Genomic DNA, 14981 nt, shown 5'->3' on the forward strand with positions numbered 1-14981 from the left:
GTTGGGGCCTTCCCCCTCCCAAACCGCCCATTTCCGCGCCCTTTCTGCAATTGCATCTATCGCGGGGGTTGCCTGATCGGGCGCGCTGGCGCAAGCTGTCGGCACCTCTGGGGGGATACGGAGGGCAGACAATGACCGTTTCGCTAATACTCGCCTGTGCCTGGGCCTTGCTGGCCAATGTGCTGGCGGTGCTCCCGTCGCGGGACAACCATTGGACGCGCGCCTATGTGCTGATCGCGCTGGGCATTCCCCTTGTCGGATATGTCACCTATCAGAACGGCCCTTGGGTGGGTCTGCTGGTCCTGTTCGCGGGCATGAGCGTGTTGCGCTGGCCGCTGCGCTATCTGTTTCGCTGGGTGCGCAAGACCGCCGCAAGGTAAGGGCGTCCTGACTGGCGCAACGGCGTCAGACCGGCGAGATTTGCGCCGGAAGGAGGGCCGCGCCCATGATTTTCGTTATTCCCGCTGTTGCGGCGCTGATCGGTCTGACCGCCGGTTGGGGCTTTTTGCGGTATGAGCTGTCTGGGGCCGCGTGGGTCGTGACCGTCCTGTTGTCGGTGCTGATGGCTTGGGGCCTGTACAAGAGCCAGACGGCGCAGGGCTGGGACGCGCTGGCCTATGTGATCCTCTGGCTGCTGGGCGCGGCCCCGGCCTTGTTGGGTCTTGGGCTGGGGGCGGTGATTGGCCGGTGGCGGCGGATCAAGGCCGAGGCGGTTGTGCAGGCCGAGTGATCCCCCTTGCAGAGCGCGCGCCCGCGTCCTAGCAACCGGGCATGAGCGATCTTCCCACCCCGCGCGGACGGCTGACCCCGGACCGCCCGCTGAACGATCTGACATGGCTGCGCGTGGGCGGGCCTGCGGATTGGCTGTTTCAACCTGCCGATCTGGACGATCTGCGGACGTTTCTGGCGGCGTTGCCGCGCGATGTGCCGGTGTTCCCGATGGGCGTCGGCTCTAACCTGATTGTGCGCGATGGCGGCATTCGGGCCTGCGTGATCCGGTTAGGGCGCGGATTTAACGGCATCTCGGTTGAGGGGTCTCGGGTGACGGCAGGGGCGGCGGCGCTGGATGCGCATGTGGCCAAGCGGGCCGCAGAGGCGGGGGTTGACCTGACGTTTTTGCGCACCATTCCGGGCAGTATTGGCGGTGCGGTGCGGATGAATGCGGGATGCTATGGCACCTATGTGGCGGATCATCTGGTCGAGGTGCGCGCCGTGACGCGGGACGGCGATCTGGTGGTGATCCCGGCGGCGGATCTGGCCTTGCAGTACCGTCAAAGCGATTTGCCCGAGGGCTGGGTGCTGGTCGAGGCGGTGTTTGAGGGGGTGCCGGGCGACCCCGAGGCGCTGGCCGCGCGAATGGACGCGCAATTGAAGAAGCGCGATGAGACGCAGCCGACCAAGGACCGCACGGCGGGCAGCACCTTCCGCAATCCGGCGGGGTTTTCCTCGACCGGTCAGGCGGACGACGTGCATGACCTGAAGGCGTGGAAGGTGATTGATGAGGCGGGGATGCGCGGGGCCATATTGGGCGGGGCGCAGATGTCGCCCAAGCATTCGAATTTTCTGGTGAACACCGGGGGGGCGACGGCGGCGGACCTTGAAGGGCTGGGCGAATCAGTGCGAAAAAAGGTTTTCCAACACAGTGGAATAGAGCTACACTGGGAAATCATGCGGGTCGGTGAACCGGACCGCGACTAGGGCCACGATCAAGATAATAAGAGCAGGGCCCGGCGACCACAGGCAGGTTGCACATCCTATTGCGGCAGTGACCGCGCAAGAACCAGCGACGGGGGCACGAAACCCCGCGCGATCAATGGGGGCATGTCCCCCTGTATAAGAATGGGGGCTCAGCCCCCGGGCAGTTGAGGCAGATTTGGGAATGTCGAGCAGGACAATCCCGAAAGTGGTGGTGTTGAAAGGTGGGCCTTCGTCAGAGCGCGAGGTCTCGCTGAGTTCCGGTCGGGAATGCGCCGCCGCTTTGAGGGGCGAAGGATACGAGGTGATCGAACTGGACGCGGGCCCCGATGTGGCCGGGCGGCTGGCGGAGATTGCCCCGGACGTGGTTTTCAACGCATTGCACGGGCGCTGGGGGGAAGACGGCTGTATTCAGGGCATCCTGGAGTGGCTGCGCCTCCCTTATACGCATTCCGGGGTTCTGGCCTCGGCGCTTGCGATGGACAAGGAAAAGACCAAGGACGTGTACCGCGCCGCCGGGTTGCCGGTGGCCGAGAGCCTGCTGGCGCGGGCGGATGAGGTTCGCGCGCGGCACGTGATGGCGCCGCCCTATGTGGTCAAGCCTTACAACGAGGGGTCCTCGGTCGGAGTGTATCTGGTGGATGAGGCGGCCAACGGGCCACCGGCGCTGGATGCTGCCATGCCCGAGGTGGTCATGGTCGAGGCCTTTGTGCCGGGCCGCGAACTGACGACAACCGTGATGGGCGATCGGGCGTTGGGGGTGACGGATATCCTCACCGACGGCTGGTATGATTTCGATGCCAAATACAAGGCGGGCGGGTCGCGGCATATCTGTCCGGCAGAGCTGCCGCAGGAGATCTATGCGGCCTGCATGGACTACGCGCTGCGCGCCCATAAGGCGCTGGGGTGCCGGGGGGTGACGCGCACCGATTTCCGCTGGGATGAGGGCAGGGGGCTGGACGGGCTGATCCTGCTGGAAACCAACACCCAGCCGGGGATGACGCCCACGTCGCTGTCGCCGGAACACGGCGCGCTGGAGGGCATGAGCTTTGGCCAGTTCTGCGACTGGATGGTGAAGGATGCCTCATGCGACAGGTAGAGACGCATCCCGAAAATGACGATCCGCAGATGGCGCGGCTGGACCCGCGGGCGTCCAAGCTGAAGTACCGGCTGGAACGGCTCATGCTGACGCCGTTCTTTCGCTTTGCGCTGCGGGTGCTTTTGCCGTTTGGTCTGTGCTTTGGCGCGGGGGCGGCGTGGTTTTCGGTGGACGAGAACCGCGAAGCGTTTCACCTGATGCTGAGCGAGGTCCGCGCCACGGTTGAGAACCGGCCGGAGTTTCAGGTCCGCATGATGGCCATCGACGGCGCGGCACCAGAGGTGGCGGTTGCGATCCGGGCCGACCTGTCGATCGACTTTCCCAAAAGCTCTTTCGATCTGGATCTTGAGGCGATGCAGCAGACGGTGACGGCGCTGGACGCGGTCAAGACGGCGGAACTGCGGGTGCGGCAGGGCGGTGTCCTGCAGGTCGACGTGGTCGAGCGCGACCCCGTGGTGCTGTGGCGGACCGCCGAGGGGCTGCTTTTGCTGGATGACGAGGGCATCTTTGTCGGCCCTGCGGTGTCGCGAGGCGCACATGCGGCGCTGCCCGTTGTGGCGGGGGACGCTGCGGAACTGGCGGTGGACGAGGCGCTGCGGCTGTACGCGCTGACCGGGCCGGTGCGGGCGCGGCTGCGCGGATTTGAACGGATCGGCGCGCGGCGCTGGGACGTGGTGCTGGACCGGGGCCAACGGATCATGCTGCCCGAGACGGGCGCGGAACGGGCGCTGGAACAGGCCATCGGCATGGCGCTGACGCCGGGGCTGGACCTGCTGGCGCGGGACCTGACGGTGGTCGACCTGCGTCTGCCACGCAGACCAACAATACGAATGACCGAGGACGCCACGCAGCAGATGTGGCGGATCAAGGCGATTGAGGCTGGTAAGGAAGTGTTGCGATGATCGAGCTTTACGAGTCCCAAAGGGCGATGCGGAACATGCGGCGGGCAGCGATGCAGCGCGGCGTGGTGGCCATTCTGGACGTGGGGTCGTCCAAGGTGGCCTGTCTGGTGCTGCGCTTTGACGGCACCGACCCGTCCGATGAGGGCATCGGGTCGCTGGCGGGGCAGTCCGGGTTCCGGGTGATCGGGGCCGCGACAACGCGGTCACGCGGGGTGCGCCACGGCGAAGTGCATGACATGGGCGCCACCGAACGGTCGATCCGTACGGCGGTGCAGGCGGCGCAGAAGATGGCCGGTATCCGGGTCGATCACGTCATCGCCGCCTTTTCCGGGGCCGAGCCGCGCTCTTACGGGCTGGCGGGCAAATCCGAGGTGTTGGGCACCACGGTGGATGAACAAGACGTGGCGCGGGTGCTGTCGGCCTGTGATGTGCCGGACTTTGGCTATGGCCGCGAGGTGCTGCACGCGCAGCCGGTGAACTTTGTGCTGGACCATCGTTCGGGCCTGATTGATCCGCGCGGGCAGATCGGCAACGAACTGGGCTGTGACATGCACATGTTGACGGTCGAGGGGCAGGCGATCCAGAACCTTGCCCATTGCGTCAAGCGGTGCGATCTGGAACTGGCCGGGCTGGCGTCCTCTGGCTATGTCAGCGGCGTCTCGGCACTGGTCGAGGACGAACAGGAACTGGGCGCGGCCTGTATCGACATGGGGGGCGGCGCCACCGGCCTGTCGATCTTTATCAAGAAACACATGATCTATGCCGACAGTGTGCGCATGGGGGGCGATCACGTCACCCGCGACATCTCCAAGGGGCTGAAGGTCTCGATGGCGACGGCGGAACGGATCAAGACCTTTTATGGTGGGCTGGTTGCCACCGGCATGGACGATCGCGAGATGATCGAGATCGGCGGCGATACCGGCGATTGGGAACACGACCGCCGCACCGTCAGCCGCGCCGAACTGATCGGCATCATGCGGCCGCGCGTCGAGGAGATCCTTGAAGAGGTGCGGATGCGGCTGGATGCGGCGGGCTTTGACCATCTGCCCAGCCAGCAAATCGTGCTGACCGGCGGGGCCTCGCAGATCCCCGGTCTGGACGGGCTGGCGTCCAAGATCCTCGGCCAGCAGGTGCGCCTTGGCCGTCCCTTGCGCGTCCACGGGCTGCCGCAGGCGGCAACCGGGCCGGGCTTTGCCACGGCGGTGGGCCTGTGCCTGTTCGCGGCGCATCCGCAGGACGAATGGTGGGATTTCGAAATCCCGGTGGACCGTCTTCCGGCACGGTCGATCAAGCGCGCGGTGCAGTGGTTCCGCGAGAACTGGTAGCGGGTATTGGCCGGGAGCATCCCGGCCCCCGCGACGGTCGCCGGCCCCAAAAAAACATGAGCAGAGATCACTTCCGGGGCTGACGGGCAAGTAACGCTCTGTTAGGTTATACACAAATCCGTCCACAGAGGCGGGGCTACGGGATGTCGGGCAGGCTCCCTTTCATTGTCAGTTGATCGGACGCGCGCCATGAGTGTTTGTCGCGCGCCATTAGTGGTCTGTGCTGAGTTATCCACTGCATATCGGTGAATGGGCGAAATACGGCCAAAAGACGCCGCGAATTTGCCACATTTGGTAGATTTCGCGCGTTTTTCGCGTGACGGACAGGGCGTCTATCGGTAGGATTCAAGGGAACGGGCCGCGCACAGGCCCGAAACCGGAATAAAAAACAGGCGGACGACAACATGGCACTGAATCTTTCGATGCCCGGACAGGATGAGCTGAGACCCCGTATCACGGTCTTTGGCGTGGGCGGCGCGGGCGGCAATGCCGTCAACAACATGATCGAGAAAAACCTCGAAGGTGTCGACTTTGTCGTCGCCAATACCGACGCTCAGGCGCTGGCCCAAAGCATGTCGCAAAGCCGCGTGCAGCTGGGTGTGAAAGTGACCGAGGGTCTGGGTGCCGGGGCGCGGGCCAGCGTGGGTGCTGCCGCCGCCGAGGAAAGCATCGAGCAGATCGTTGACCATCTGGCCGGCGCGCACATGTGTTTCATCACCGCAGGCATGGGGGGCGGCACCGGGACGGGCGCCGCGCCGATCATCGCTCAGGCGGCGCGTGAACTGGGTGTGCTGACCGTTGGTGTGGTGACAAAGCCCTTTCAGTTCGAGGGCGCCAAGCGGATGAAGCAGGCCGAGGCCGGTGTCGAAAGCCTGCAAAAGGTTGTTGATACGCTGATCATCATCCCGAACCAGAACCTGTTCCGCCTTGCGAACGAAAAGACCACCTTTACCGAGGCGTTCAGCCTGGCCGATGACGTGCTGTATCAGGGCGTCAAAGGGGTGACGGACCTGATGGTCCGTCCGGGTCTGATCAACCTCGACTTTGCCGACGTGCGCGCGGTGATGGACGAGATGGGCAAGGCCATGATGGGCACCGGTGAGGGTGAGGGCGAAGATCGCGCGGTTCAGGCCGCCGAGAAGGCCATCGCCAACCCGCTGCTGGACGAAATCAGCCTCAAGGGCGCGCGCGGTGTGTTGATCAACATCACCGGCGGTCACGACCTGACGCTGTTCGAACTGGACGAAGCGGCCAACCGCATCCGTGAGGAAGTGGACGCCGAGGCCAACATCATCGTCGGCAGCACGCTGGACGATGGCATGGCAGGCCGGATGCGCGTGTCGGTGGTCGCCACCGGCATCGACGCCCGCGACAACACCGGCGATGTGCCGGTGCCGCGCCGTCCGCTGTCCAAGCCGCTGGGCAATCTGGCCAACACCGCCGCGCCCGCTCCGGCCCCTGCGCCGCAGCCCGCACCGGAACCGGTTGCGGCCCGCGCCCCCGAGGCAGAGCCCGAGCCGTCGCTGTTCGGTCAGATGGAGGATGCCGCGCAGGCCGATCCGGTGATCTCGCGCGACTATGACGAGGTGATCGAGGATGAGCGCGCCGACGACGGCCTGCCGCCGCCGGTTTACCGCGCCCATGTGGCAGAGTTCCGCCCCGCGCCCGACACCATCGAGGCCGATCCGCAGGACTTTGTCGCGCCGCGCGCGCCCGCACCCGGCACGCCCAGCCCGGCCACGTTGGACCGGCTGAAGGCCGCCGCCGCGCGGACCCGCGAAGAGACACAGGCCGCAGCCGCGCCGCAGCCTGCTCCCGCACCCGCTGCCCCGCCGGCAGAAGAGCGGTCGCGCTTCAGCGTGAACTCTCTGATCGGTCGCATGACCGGCCACACCGAGCAGCAGGCCGCGCCGCAGGCGCGCCGCGCACAGCCGCCGGTGCAGGCGCATCGCCCGGCTCCGATCCACGATCAGGAGCCCGAGGCCGAGGATGACCGGATCGAAATTCCGGCCTTCCTGCGCCGTCAGGCCAACTGAGGCCAACCGGAACTCTGGCGGTCGGGCCTGCGCCCGACAGCCTGAACCATCCCACGACATGAAAACGCCCCCTGCCTTTGCAGGGGGCGTTTTCATATGTCACGGCCCGGGCCAAAGGTGTTCACAAAACGCAACATTGATGCAAAAAACGGGTGATTCCGGGTCGCGTGGATGACCTGCGACGGTCTCTCGATTCGTCAAAATAATGATTATATATCAGGATGTTGTCGTGTGATCTTCGTGTTTGCGGCGGGGTTCCGCCGACCGTTCACGGGCGATGTTTCACACCGTTGCAATCTTTGATTTGAGGCGACGATGCGCCTTCGCTAGGTCCAATGTCAAAGCCGCGTCCGGGTTGGGGGGACGTGTGCAACTCAGGGGCAACCTCGTGCAGACCACTCTTCGTTCGTCGATCACATTCACTGGTGTTGGACTTCATTCCGGCGCGCCCGCGCGCCTGACGATCCGTCCTGCCAGCGCCGACTATGGCATCTGGTTCAAACGCACTGACATTGCGCTTGGCGACACGCTGGTTCCCGCCCGGTGGGACGCCGTCGATGCCTCGCCGCTGTGCACCCGGATCGTCAACCGCGCAGGGACATCGGTGTCCACGGTCGAACACGTCATGGCGGCGCTGTCGGGTTGCGGTGTCCACAACGCATTGATCGAGATCGACGGACCCGAGGCCCCCATCCTCGACGGATCGTCGGTGCCGTTTGTGCGGGGCATCCTTGCCCGTGGCCTGCGCCAACTGGCCACGCCGATCCGCGCCATCGAAGTGCTTGCGCCTGTCGAGGTCCGTACCGACATGGGCTGGGCGCGTTTGTCGCCTGCCGAAGTGGGGCAGGGCCTGACCATGCAGTTTCACATCGCCTTTGCCGATGCGGCGATCGGCGAGCAGACCAAGACGCTTAACCTGGCGAACGGCACCTTTGTGCGCGAACTGTGCGACAGCCGCACCTTTTGCCGCGCCTCGGATGTCGACGCGATGCATGCCGCCGGCAAGGCTCTGGGCGGCACCTATGAAAACGCGGTTGTCGTCGATGGCGACAAGGTTCTCTCACCCGGCGGGCTGCGTCATTCGGATGAGGCGGTGCGGCACAAGATGCTGGACGCGCTGGGGGATCTTGCCCTCGCCGGGGCGCCGATCATCGGCCACTATGAGGGCCACAAGGCAGGCCATGCGATGACCAATGCCCTGTTGCGGGCACTGTTTGACATGCCCGGCGCGTACCGCGTTGTTCTGTGTGATCCGGCGCAGGCGGCGCGCCTTCCCGGGGCCGGTGTCGAGCGGCACGAGATTCCGGCCGTGGCCTGAGCGCCGCGTGGGCGGCATAGCGCGCATTATTCGGGCTACAAGACATTTTGCACCGGAATTTTCTGTGCTAGACCGCTCCCAATGGCAACCGCTCAAGGTGGTGCCGCACGAAGTAGAGGACGATCGGGCATGACTGGGGGCGGATCGCGGAAACTTGGGATCGTCGCGATGGCAATTGCGCTGTCGCTGACGGGCTGTGGAGAATTGCAGCGCAAGGAAGTTGGCCCCGGTGGCGTGCCGCTGGAAAGCTTTACCGCAAAGCAGATTTTCGAACGCGGCGAATATGAGCTGTCAAGGAACGACTCTAAAGACGCGGCGTTTTACTTTGGCGAGGTCGAGCGGCTGTATCCCTATTCGGAATGGGCCAAGCGCGCGCTGATCATGCAGGCCTATGCCTATCACGAAGACACCGACTATGAGAACGCGCGCTCTGCGGCGCAGCGGTACATAGATTTCTATCCAGCCGAAGACGACGCCGCCTATGCACAATACCTGCTGGCGCTGTCCTACTATGACCAGATCGAACTGGTGGGCCGCGATCAGGGGCTGACGTTTCAGGCCTTGCAGGCGCTGCGCACGGTGATCGAACGCTATCCTGACAGCGAATATGCCCGCTCTTCCATCCTGAAGTTCGACCTTGCCTTTGACCATCTGGCGGCCAAGGAAATGGAAGTGGGGCGTTACTATCTGAAGCGGTCGCATTATGGCGCGGCGATCAGCCGGTTCCGCGTTGTGGTCGAGGATTTCCAGACCACGACCCACACGCCAGAGGCGCTGTATCGTCTGATTGAGGCCTACCTCTCGCTGGGTCTTCTGAACGAGGCGCAGACCGCCGGGGCCATCCTTGGCTATAATTACCAGTCGACCGACTGGTATGAGGATGGGTTCAAGCTGTTGACCAAGCAGGGGCTGAAGCCTTCTGTGCTGGGCGACAACTGGCTGTCGGCCATCTATCGTCAGATGATCAAGGGCCAGTGGTTGTAAGGAGCGGCGGACCTCAGGTCTGGCCGACGGCGAACCATGCTGCGCGCGCTTGAAATACGGGACATGCTGATCATTGAGCGGCTGGAACTGGAGTTCCAGCCGGGTTTGAATGTGCTGACGGGTGAAACCGGTGCGGGCAAGTCGATCCTGCTGGATTCGCTGGGCTTTGTGCTGGGCTGGCGCGGGCGTGCCGAACTGGTGCGCGCTGGTGCCGAGCAGGGTGAGGTGGTGGCCGAATTCGAGCTGCCTCAGGGGCATGCGGCGTGGTCGGTGCTGGAAGAGGCGGGCTTGCCGGCATCGGATGAGCTGATCCTGCGGCGGGTGAACACCAAGGACGGGCGCAAGACCGGCTGGGTCAATGACCGCCGCGTGTCCGGAGAGGTGCTGCGGCGGTTGTCGGAGACGCTGGTCGAACTGCACGGACAGCATGACGACCGCGGCTTGCTGGATCCCAAGGGGCACCGGGCGATCCTTGATCTGTATGCGGATGCGGGACCGGCACAGGCCGAGGTGCGCAGCGCATGGCGGGCGATGGGCGCGGCGCGCAAGGCGCTGGACGCGGCGCAGGCGGCGCTGGAGGCAGTGCGCGCCGAAGAGGATTTCCTGCGCCATGCGGTCGCGGAACTGGACAAGCTGGCCCCGGTAGTGGGCGAAGAGGCGGAACTGGACGCGCGTCGGCGCAGTATGCAATCGGCAGAGAAGATCCGCGACGACATCGCACAGGCCTCTAGCGCGTTGGGCTATGACGGGGCCGAGGGGGCCATGTCGAACGCGCTGCGCTGGCTGGACGGGGTGGCCGAAAAGGCCGAGGGGTTGTTGGATGCGCCTATCGCGGCCCTGACGCGGGCGATGTCCGAACTGGACGAGGCTTCGCGCGGGGTGGCCGATTGCCTTGAGGCGCTGGAATTCAACCCGATGGAACTGGACGACACCGAGGAGCGGCTGTTCGCGATCCGCGGTTTGGCGCGCAAACATCAGGTGATGGCGGATGATCTGCCGGGGTTGGCGGCGGAGTTGTCCGGGCGGTTGGCGGCGCTGGACGCGGGTGAGGCGCGCATCGGCGGGCTGCGCGCGGAGGTAAAGGCCGCCGAGGCGGGCTATGACGCGGCGGCCACGGCGCTGACCGCGCTGCGCCGCGAGGCGGCGGGGCGGCTGGACGTGGCGGTGGCGGGCGAGCTTGCCCCGCTCAAGATGGAGCGGGCGGTGTTTCATACCGCCGTGTCCGAGGCCCCGGCGGGCCCCGAGGGGCGCGATACGGTGGCCTTTACCGTGGCGACGAACCCCGGCGCCCCGGCGGGCGCACTGAACAAGATCGCCTCTGGCGGCGAGTTGTCGCGGTTCCTGCTGGCGCTGAAGGTCTGCCTGACCGAGGCGCAGGGGCGCGGGGCGACGATGATCTTTGACGAGATCGACCGCGGTGTTGGCGGGGCCACGGCGGATGCGGTGGGCCGCAGGCTCAAGGCATTGTCCGAAGGCGGGCAGGTGCTGGTGGTGACGCATTCGCCGCAGGTCGCGGCTCTTGGCGGGCATCACTGGCGGGTGGCCAAGCGGGTCGAGGGTGAGATGACGCTGTCCGAGGTGCTGCCGCTGGCGGTGCAGGAGCGTGAGGATGAAATCGCCCGCATGCTGTCCGGCGACGTGGTGACCAAAGAGGCCCGCGCGGCGGCACGCTCTTTGTTGAAGGCCTAGGCGAACCTGCACAAATCGTGTTTGGTCGCAGAAGCACATCCCCTTTTGGGGTGCTTTCATAAGGAATAGAAGATGAGCCTTCGTTTATCCCTTGTAGCTTTGATTGCCCTTGTTCTTCCCGTTGGTGCGCAGGCGCAAGCCACCAATGCAGATGTCACACAGTGCCTTCGTAAGGTCTGTGAGTCGCCCAATTCGCAACTATCCCAATGCGTTGGTATTCTAAATCAGTGCTTTGCCGAGAATGGCGATTGTGACGACTTGTCGTTGACATGCGATGGCCTTGACGACGATTGCAGGACGAGTTGCCGAGAGGATCCCTTTGGGACCATGGCCGGGAATTGAGGTTCCGGCCTTGGCGGCCTAGGCTCAAGGTCCACCATTTTGTGCCGTTCTGCGTGCGTTATCACCGGGAAGCAGGGCGGTGACTCTTTTGGTCTTTGCCGGTTGAGCCACAAGAAAATGGTGTGTCTGGACCCCTTCGTTCCTTGATCTCATGGCAAGCCTTGGGTGGGGGATGGGCGGGGCACATTGGCCACCAACCCATATCCGGCGAGCAGCAGAGCCACACCCGACGCGACTGTGCGCAGGGTGTTGAAAACCTGCCAGCGGGGCGAGTAGGCCTGCCAGATCGCCTGCGCCTCTGCCAGATCCTGCGGCACCTCCAGCGCGCCCAGTGCACGGTTCATCGGGACATTAATAGCCATCGTCAGGACCATGCCACCAAGGCCGTAAACCAGCGCCGCCGCCGCAAAGGCATAGGTTGCGGCTGTGTTGCCGGTGCCAAACGCCACGGCGGCCGCCAGCGCGCAGACCAGTGGCGTGCCGAAAAACGCCGGGGCGAAGACCGCGTTGCGCACGCTGTCGTTCATCGCCTGCATGGCGGGAATGGCGATGCGCGGGTCAAGCGTATCCAGCCCCCACATGGTCGAACATATCCAGGCATAGAAAAACCCAAAGATTGCGCCGGAAAACAGCAGCGCGGTCAGGCTAGCGGGGATCAAAAGCCGTTGCATCGGGTCACGCTGACAGGCTGCGCGCCGCGAGGCGGGCGAAAAGCGCGGGCAACAGGGTTTTTAGCGCAGCGAAAAACGCGCTGCGCCGGGAGCGGCGTTGGGGCCGGGTGCGCAGCCTGTGGCGGTCGTGACTGTCGCAATAGTCGAAATAGGGGTGGGACATGGACGGGCCTCCAGTTCAAAAGCGTACTTTCGTGTACGCCTTGTTCAAATCCGTACATGGGTATACGGATTGCGTCAAGGGAGAGACGCCATGCGACCGGAAAACAAGGCAGAGCGCGAGGCGCAGATCGCAGAGGCGGCCTATGCCGTGCTGGCGGAAAAGGGCTTTGCCGGGCTGTCGATGCTGGCGGTGGCGAAGCGGGCCAAAGCCTCGAACGAGACGCTGTATCGCTGGTATGGCGACAAGACCGGGCTGTTCCGGGCGCTGATCCTGCGCAACGCGGCGCAGGTGACGGACCGGCTGGACGCGCTGCCGGTGGCGCGGGTGTCGCTGGAGGATCTGGGGGCGGCTTTGCTGGACATGCTGCTGAGTGAGCGGGCGGTGGCGCTGAACCGCGCCGCGGCGGCGGATGCGAGCAATACGTTGGGGCCGGTGCTGGCCGAGGCCGGGCGCGGCACGGTCTTTCCCCGGTTGCAGGCGGTGTTTCAGCAACTTGATGCCGCCGGGAGCCTGCGATTGCAGCCCGCAGAGGCGGCGGCGCTCTGGGTCGATCTGCTGGTGGGGGATTGGCAATTGCGGCTGGTCACCGCCGCAATGGCCGCGCCGGATGCAGCGGCACGGGCGGCACGGGTCCGGCGCGCGGCGCAGGGGGTGCTGATCTGAACGGCGCGCCGTGCGGCGGGCCTGTCAGGCGGTGTCGAGACGGAACTTCAGGAACCTGGCGGTGCCATATGACGTCTCCCCCAGAAACTCTGCGCCCAGACGCCGGAGTGCGCCCAGCTTGGTCCGCGAGGGCGGCAGCAGGAATGTGACAAAGGGGATGCGCGCATCGGCGCGGGCAATATCGAGCGCGGCGCGGGCGATCCGGTTGCCCAGACCAAAGGCGTCCGGCCTGAGAACAAGGCCGAAGTCCCAGTCGTCTCCTTCTTTCTGAAAGCCACCCCAGCCGACATAGGCATTGTCCGAAAGGACGCCCCAATGGCCCAGCCCGTCACGGTCCCAGCAGGAGTCCTTGGCCGCGACAAAGGCGGCCACGGTGTCGGCGTCCCACGGATCGGTCAGCAGCGGCATATGCTCTGCCACGCGGGGAAGTGTCATATGGGCAAGGATCTCGTCGGGGTCGATCCGGGACAAACGGACAAAGGTGATGGTCGGCGTCATGGCGGTCTCTGTTTGCGGCGTTTGCGCGCCACAAAGGGCGGATGTCTGCACGCATGCAAGGCCGGGGGCGTCGAGCGCGGGTCTTTCTCACGCGGATTTGACGCGCTGTGTGGCGGGGCCTCCGGCCGCCCCGACTGCCGGGGCTGCGCCCGTCAGCGGCCCGCCCTCCAGCCACGCCCGGCAAGGGGCCTCAGTTGCCGGGGACCAGTTTGCCCGGATTCATCAGGTTTTGCGGGTCGAGCGCCGCCTTAACGCTGCCCATGACCTGCCAAGCGTCGCCGTGTTCGGATTGCATGAAGGGCAGCTTGCCGTAGCCCACGCCATGTTCGCCGGTGCAGGTGCCGCCCAGTTGAATGGCCCGCGTGGCCATGCGGGCAGCCAGATCCTTGGCCTTGGCCAGTTCGGCGGGCTGGTCGGGGTCGATCAGCAGGATGGCGTGGAAATTGCCGTCGCCCACATGGCCGAGGATCGGGCCGGGCAGGCCACTGGCGGCGATGTCGGCCTGTGTCGCCTCGATCGCCTGCGCCAGCCGCGAGATCGGCACGCAGATGTCGGTCACCACCGCGCGCGCGCCGGGGCGCGAGGCGAGGATGGCATAATAGCCATTGTGGCGCATGGACCAGAGCGCGCGGCGTTCCTCTTCGCGGGCGGACCAGCGAAAGGCGCTGCCGCCGTGGTCGGCGACAATCTCGGCAAAGCGTTCGGCGTCCTGTTCGGTGCTTTGCGGGCTGCCGTGAAATTCGACCATCAGGTGCGGCGCTTCGGCCATGTCGGTGCCGGCATAGGCGTTGAAGGCGCGGGCGGTTTGCGCGCAGGCAAATTCGATCCGCGCCATGGGAATGCCCATCTGGATGGTTTCCATGACGGCTGCGGTGGCCGCGTTCATGTCGGGAAAGGCGCAGATGCCCGCGCTGACCGCCTCTGGCTGACCATGCAGGCGCAGGGTCAGTTCCGTCACCAGACCCAGCGTCCCCTCGGACCCGACCATGAGTGCGGTCAGGTCGTAGCCCGCAGCACTCTTGCGGGCGCGGGTGCCGGTGCGGATCACCCGACCGTCGGCCAGCACCACCTCCAGCCCCATGACATTGTCGCGCATGGAGCCATAACGCACGGTTGTGGTGCCCGAGGCGCGGGTCATCGCCATGCCGCCGAGTGAGGCGTTTGCGCCGGGATCGACCGGAAAGAACAACCCGGTGGCGCGCAGTTCCTCGTTCAGGGCCTCACGGGTGACGCCCGGTTGCACGGTCACATCCATGTCGGCGGGGCGGATTTCCAGCACCCGGTTCATATGGCGGAAGTCGACGGAGACACCGCCGCGCAGCGCCTGACCGTGGCCTTCGAGAGAGGTGCCCGCGCCCCAGCCGATCATCGGCACGTCCGCCTTTGCGCAGATTTCGACGATCTGGCGCACCTCGGCGGTGGTGCGGGGATAGACCACCGCCTGCGGCGGCATGGGCGGGAAATAGGATTCCGATGCGCCATGCGCGTCGAGATCGCTCTTGGACAGGCTGACACGTTCGCCTAGGACGGTTTTGAGATCATCGATCGCCTGCGCGATGGGCATGGGGGACTCCGGCATTTTGCTGGGGCCACCTT

General features: G+C 65.3%; 15 protein-coding genes. 11 read left to right on the forward strand and 4 right to left on the reverse strand.

Features of this window, described 5'->3' with window-relative positions; genetic code table 11:
* Nucleotides 1-131: 131 nt before the first annotated feature.
* The 10 genes from VOI21_RS16770 (at nucleotide 132) to recN (ending at nucleotide 11048) form a co-directional block, all read left to right on the forward strand.
* Nucleotides 132-380 (forward strand): DUF2484 family protein, encoded by a 249-nt coding sequence (locus VOI21_RS16770; RefSeq protein WP_323771095.1) that lies wholly within the window; start codon nucleotides 132-134, stop codon nucleotides 378-380.
* Between the two features lie 65 nt (nucleotides 381-445).
* A complete protein-coding gene (locus VOI21_RS16775; protein WP_323771096.1) occupies nucleotides 446-730 on the forward strand; it encodes a hypothetical protein in 285 nt (94 codons plus the stop codon).
* 41 nt (nucleotides 731-771) lie between these two features.
* Nucleotides 772-1698, forward strand: coding sequence for a UDP-N-acetylmuramate dehydrogenase (gene murB / locus VOI21_RS16780; RefSeq protein ID WP_323771097.1), 927 nt, complete (start codon nucleotides 772-774; stop codon nucleotides 1696-1698).
* Between the two features lie 175 nt (nucleotides 1699-1873).
* On the forward strand, nucleotides 1874-2794 hold the full coding sequence (locus VOI21_RS16785) for a D-alanine--D-alanine ligase (protein WP_323771098.1): 921 nt from the start codon (nucleotides 1874-1876) through the stop codon (nucleotides 2792-2794).
* The gene (locus VOI21_RS16790; RefSeq protein ID WP_323771099.1) at nucleotides 2782-3696 is read left to right on the forward strand and encodes a cell division protein FtsQ/DivIB; all 915 of its coding nucleotides are present in this window, start codon (nucleotides 2782-2784) and stop codon (nucleotides 3694-3696) included. The genes VOI21_RS16785 and VOI21_RS16790 overlap by 13 nt, the downstream gene beginning before the upstream one ends.
* The gene (ftsA, locus tag VOI21_RS16795; RefSeq protein WP_323771100.1) at nucleotides 3693-5021 is read left to right on the forward strand and encodes a cell division protein FtsA; all 1329 of its coding nucleotides are present in this window, start codon (nucleotides 3693-3695) and stop codon (nucleotides 5019-5021) included. Before VOI21_RS16790 ends, ftsA begins: the two co-directional genes overlap by 4 nt.
* Nucleotides 5022-5425: 404 nt before the next feature.
* Nucleotides 5426-7057 carry a cell division protein FtsZ gene (gene ftsZ / locus VOI21_RS16800; protein WP_323771101.1) on the forward strand — a complete coding sequence of 544 codons (1632 nt, stop codon included), beginning with the start codon at nucleotides 5426-5428 and terminating at the stop codon, nucleotides 7055-7057.
* A 388-nt stretch (nucleotides 7058-7445) separates the two neighbouring features.
* Nucleotides 7446-8375, forward strand: a complete 930-nt coding sequence (gene lpxC / locus VOI21_RS16805; RefSeq protein ID WP_323771102.1) for a UDP-3-O-acyl-N-acetylglucosamine deacetylase — start codon at nucleotides 7446-7448, stop codon at nucleotides 8373-8375.
* Between the two features lie 129 nt (nucleotides 8376-8504).
* Nucleotides 8505-9359 carry an outer membrane protein assembly factor BamD gene (locus tag VOI21_RS16810; protein ID WP_323771103.1) on the forward strand — a complete coding sequence of 285 codons (855 nt, stop codon included), beginning with the start codon at nucleotides 8505-8507 and terminating at the stop codon, nucleotides 9357-9359.
* Nucleotides 9360-9395: 36 nt separating this feature from the next.
* Complete coding sequence (gene recN / locus VOI21_RS16815; RefSeq protein ID WP_323771104.1) at nucleotides 9396-11048, forward strand: DNA repair protein RecN; 1653 nt, start codon at nucleotides 9396-9398, stop codon at nucleotides 11046-11048.
* 491 nt (nucleotides 11049-11539) lie between these two features.
* Here recN and VOI21_RS16820 read toward each other — a convergent pair whose 3' ends face one another.
* Both VOI21_RS16820 and VOI21_RS16825 read right to left on the reverse strand, forming a co-directional pair.
* Nucleotides 11540-12061, reverse strand: coding sequence for a DUF1772 domain-containing protein (locus VOI21_RS16820; RefSeq protein ID WP_323771105.1), 522 nt, complete (start codon nucleotides 12059-12061; stop codon nucleotides 11540-11542).
* A gap of 4 nt (nucleotides 12062-12065) precedes the next feature.
* Nucleotides 12066-12224 carry a hypothetical protein gene (locus VOI21_RS16825; protein WP_323771106.1) on the reverse strand — a complete coding sequence of 53 codons (159 nt, stop codon included), beginning with the start codon at nucleotides 12222-12224 and terminating at the stop codon, nucleotides 12066-12068.
* A gap of 90 nt (nucleotides 12225-12314) precedes the next feature.
* Between VOI21_RS16825 and VOI21_RS16830 the strand changes: the two genes are divergently transcribed.
* Complete coding sequence (locus VOI21_RS16830) at nucleotides 12315-12887, forward strand: TetR/AcrR family transcriptional regulator (RefSeq protein ID WP_323771107.1); 573 nt, start codon at nucleotides 12315-12317, stop codon at nucleotides 12885-12887.
* Nucleotides 12888-12911: 24 nt separating this feature from the next.
* Here VOI21_RS16830 and VOI21_RS16835 read toward each other — a convergent pair whose 3' ends face one another.
* Nucleotides 12912-13385 carry a GNAT family N-acetyltransferase gene (locus VOI21_RS16835; RefSeq protein ID WP_323771108.1) on the reverse strand — a complete coding sequence of 158 codons (474 nt, stop codon included), beginning with the start codon at nucleotides 13383-13385 and terminating at the stop codon, nucleotides 12912-12914.
* 190 nt (nucleotides 13386-13575) lie between these two features.
* Complete coding sequence (locus tag VOI21_RS16840; protein WP_323771110.1) at nucleotides 13576-14949, reverse strand: FAD-binding oxidoreductase; 1374 nt, start codon at nucleotides 14947-14949, stop codon at nucleotides 13576-13578.
* Nucleotides 14950-14981: the final 32 nt, after the last annotated feature.

It is taken from the genome of Antarctobacter sp. (genome assembly GCF_034670325.1).
GTDB lineage: Bacteria > Pseudomonadota > Alphaproteobacteria > Rhodobacterales > Rhodobacteraceae > Antarctobacter.

Bases quoted from the DNA above. Each gene is read 5' to 3' on its own strand.
- VOI21_RS16770 (WP_323771095.1), top strand. From the start codon at position 132: ATGACCGTTTCGCTAATACTCGCCTGTGCCTGGGCCTTGCTGGCCAAT.
- VOI21_RS16775 (WP_323771096.1), top strand. From the start codon at position 446: ATGATTTTCGTTATTCCCGCTGTTGCGGCGCTGATCGGTCTGACCGCC.
- murB (WP_323771097.1), top strand. From the start codon at position 772: ATGAGCGATCTTCCCACCCCGCGCGGACGGCTGACCCCGGACCGCCCG.
- VOI21_RS16790 (WP_323771099.1), top strand. From the start codon at position 2,782: ATGCGACAGGTAGAGACGCATCCCGAAAATGACGATCCGCAGATGGCG.
- ftsA (WP_323771100.1), top strand. From the start codon at position 3,693: ATGATCGAGCTTTACGAGTCCCAAAGGGCGATGCGGAACATGCGGCGG.
- ftsZ (WP_323771101.1), top strand. From the start codon at position 5,426: ATGGCACTGAATCTTTCGATGCCCGGACAGGATGAGCTGAGACCCCGT.
- VOI21_RS16810 (WP_323771103.1), top strand. From the start codon at position 8,505: ATGACTGGGGGCGGATCGCGGAAACTTGGGATCGTCGCGATGGCAATT.
- recN (WP_323771104.1), top strand. From the start codon at position 9,396: ATGCTGCGCGCGCTTGAAATACGGGACATGCTGATCATTGAGCGGCTG.
- VOI21_RS16820 (WP_323771105.1), bottom strand. From the start codon at position 12,061: ATGCAACGGCTTTTGATCCCCGCTAGCCTGACCGCGCTGCTGTTTTCC.
- VOI21_RS16825 (WP_323771106.1), bottom strand. From the start codon at position 12,224: ATGTCCCACCCCTATTTCGACTATTGCGACAGTCACGACCGCCACAGG.
- VOI21_RS16830 (WP_323771107.1), top strand. From the start codon at position 12,315: ATGCGACCGGAAAACAAGGCAGAGCGCGAGGCGCAGATCGCAGAGGCG.
- VOI21_RS16835 (WP_323771108.1), bottom strand. From the start codon at position 13,385: ATGACGCCGACCATCACCTTTGTCCGTTTGTCCCGGATCGACCCCGAC.
- VOI21_RS16840 (WP_323771110.1), bottom strand. From the start codon at position 14,949: ATGCCCATCGCGCAGGCGATCGATGATCTCAAAACCGTCCTAGGCGAA.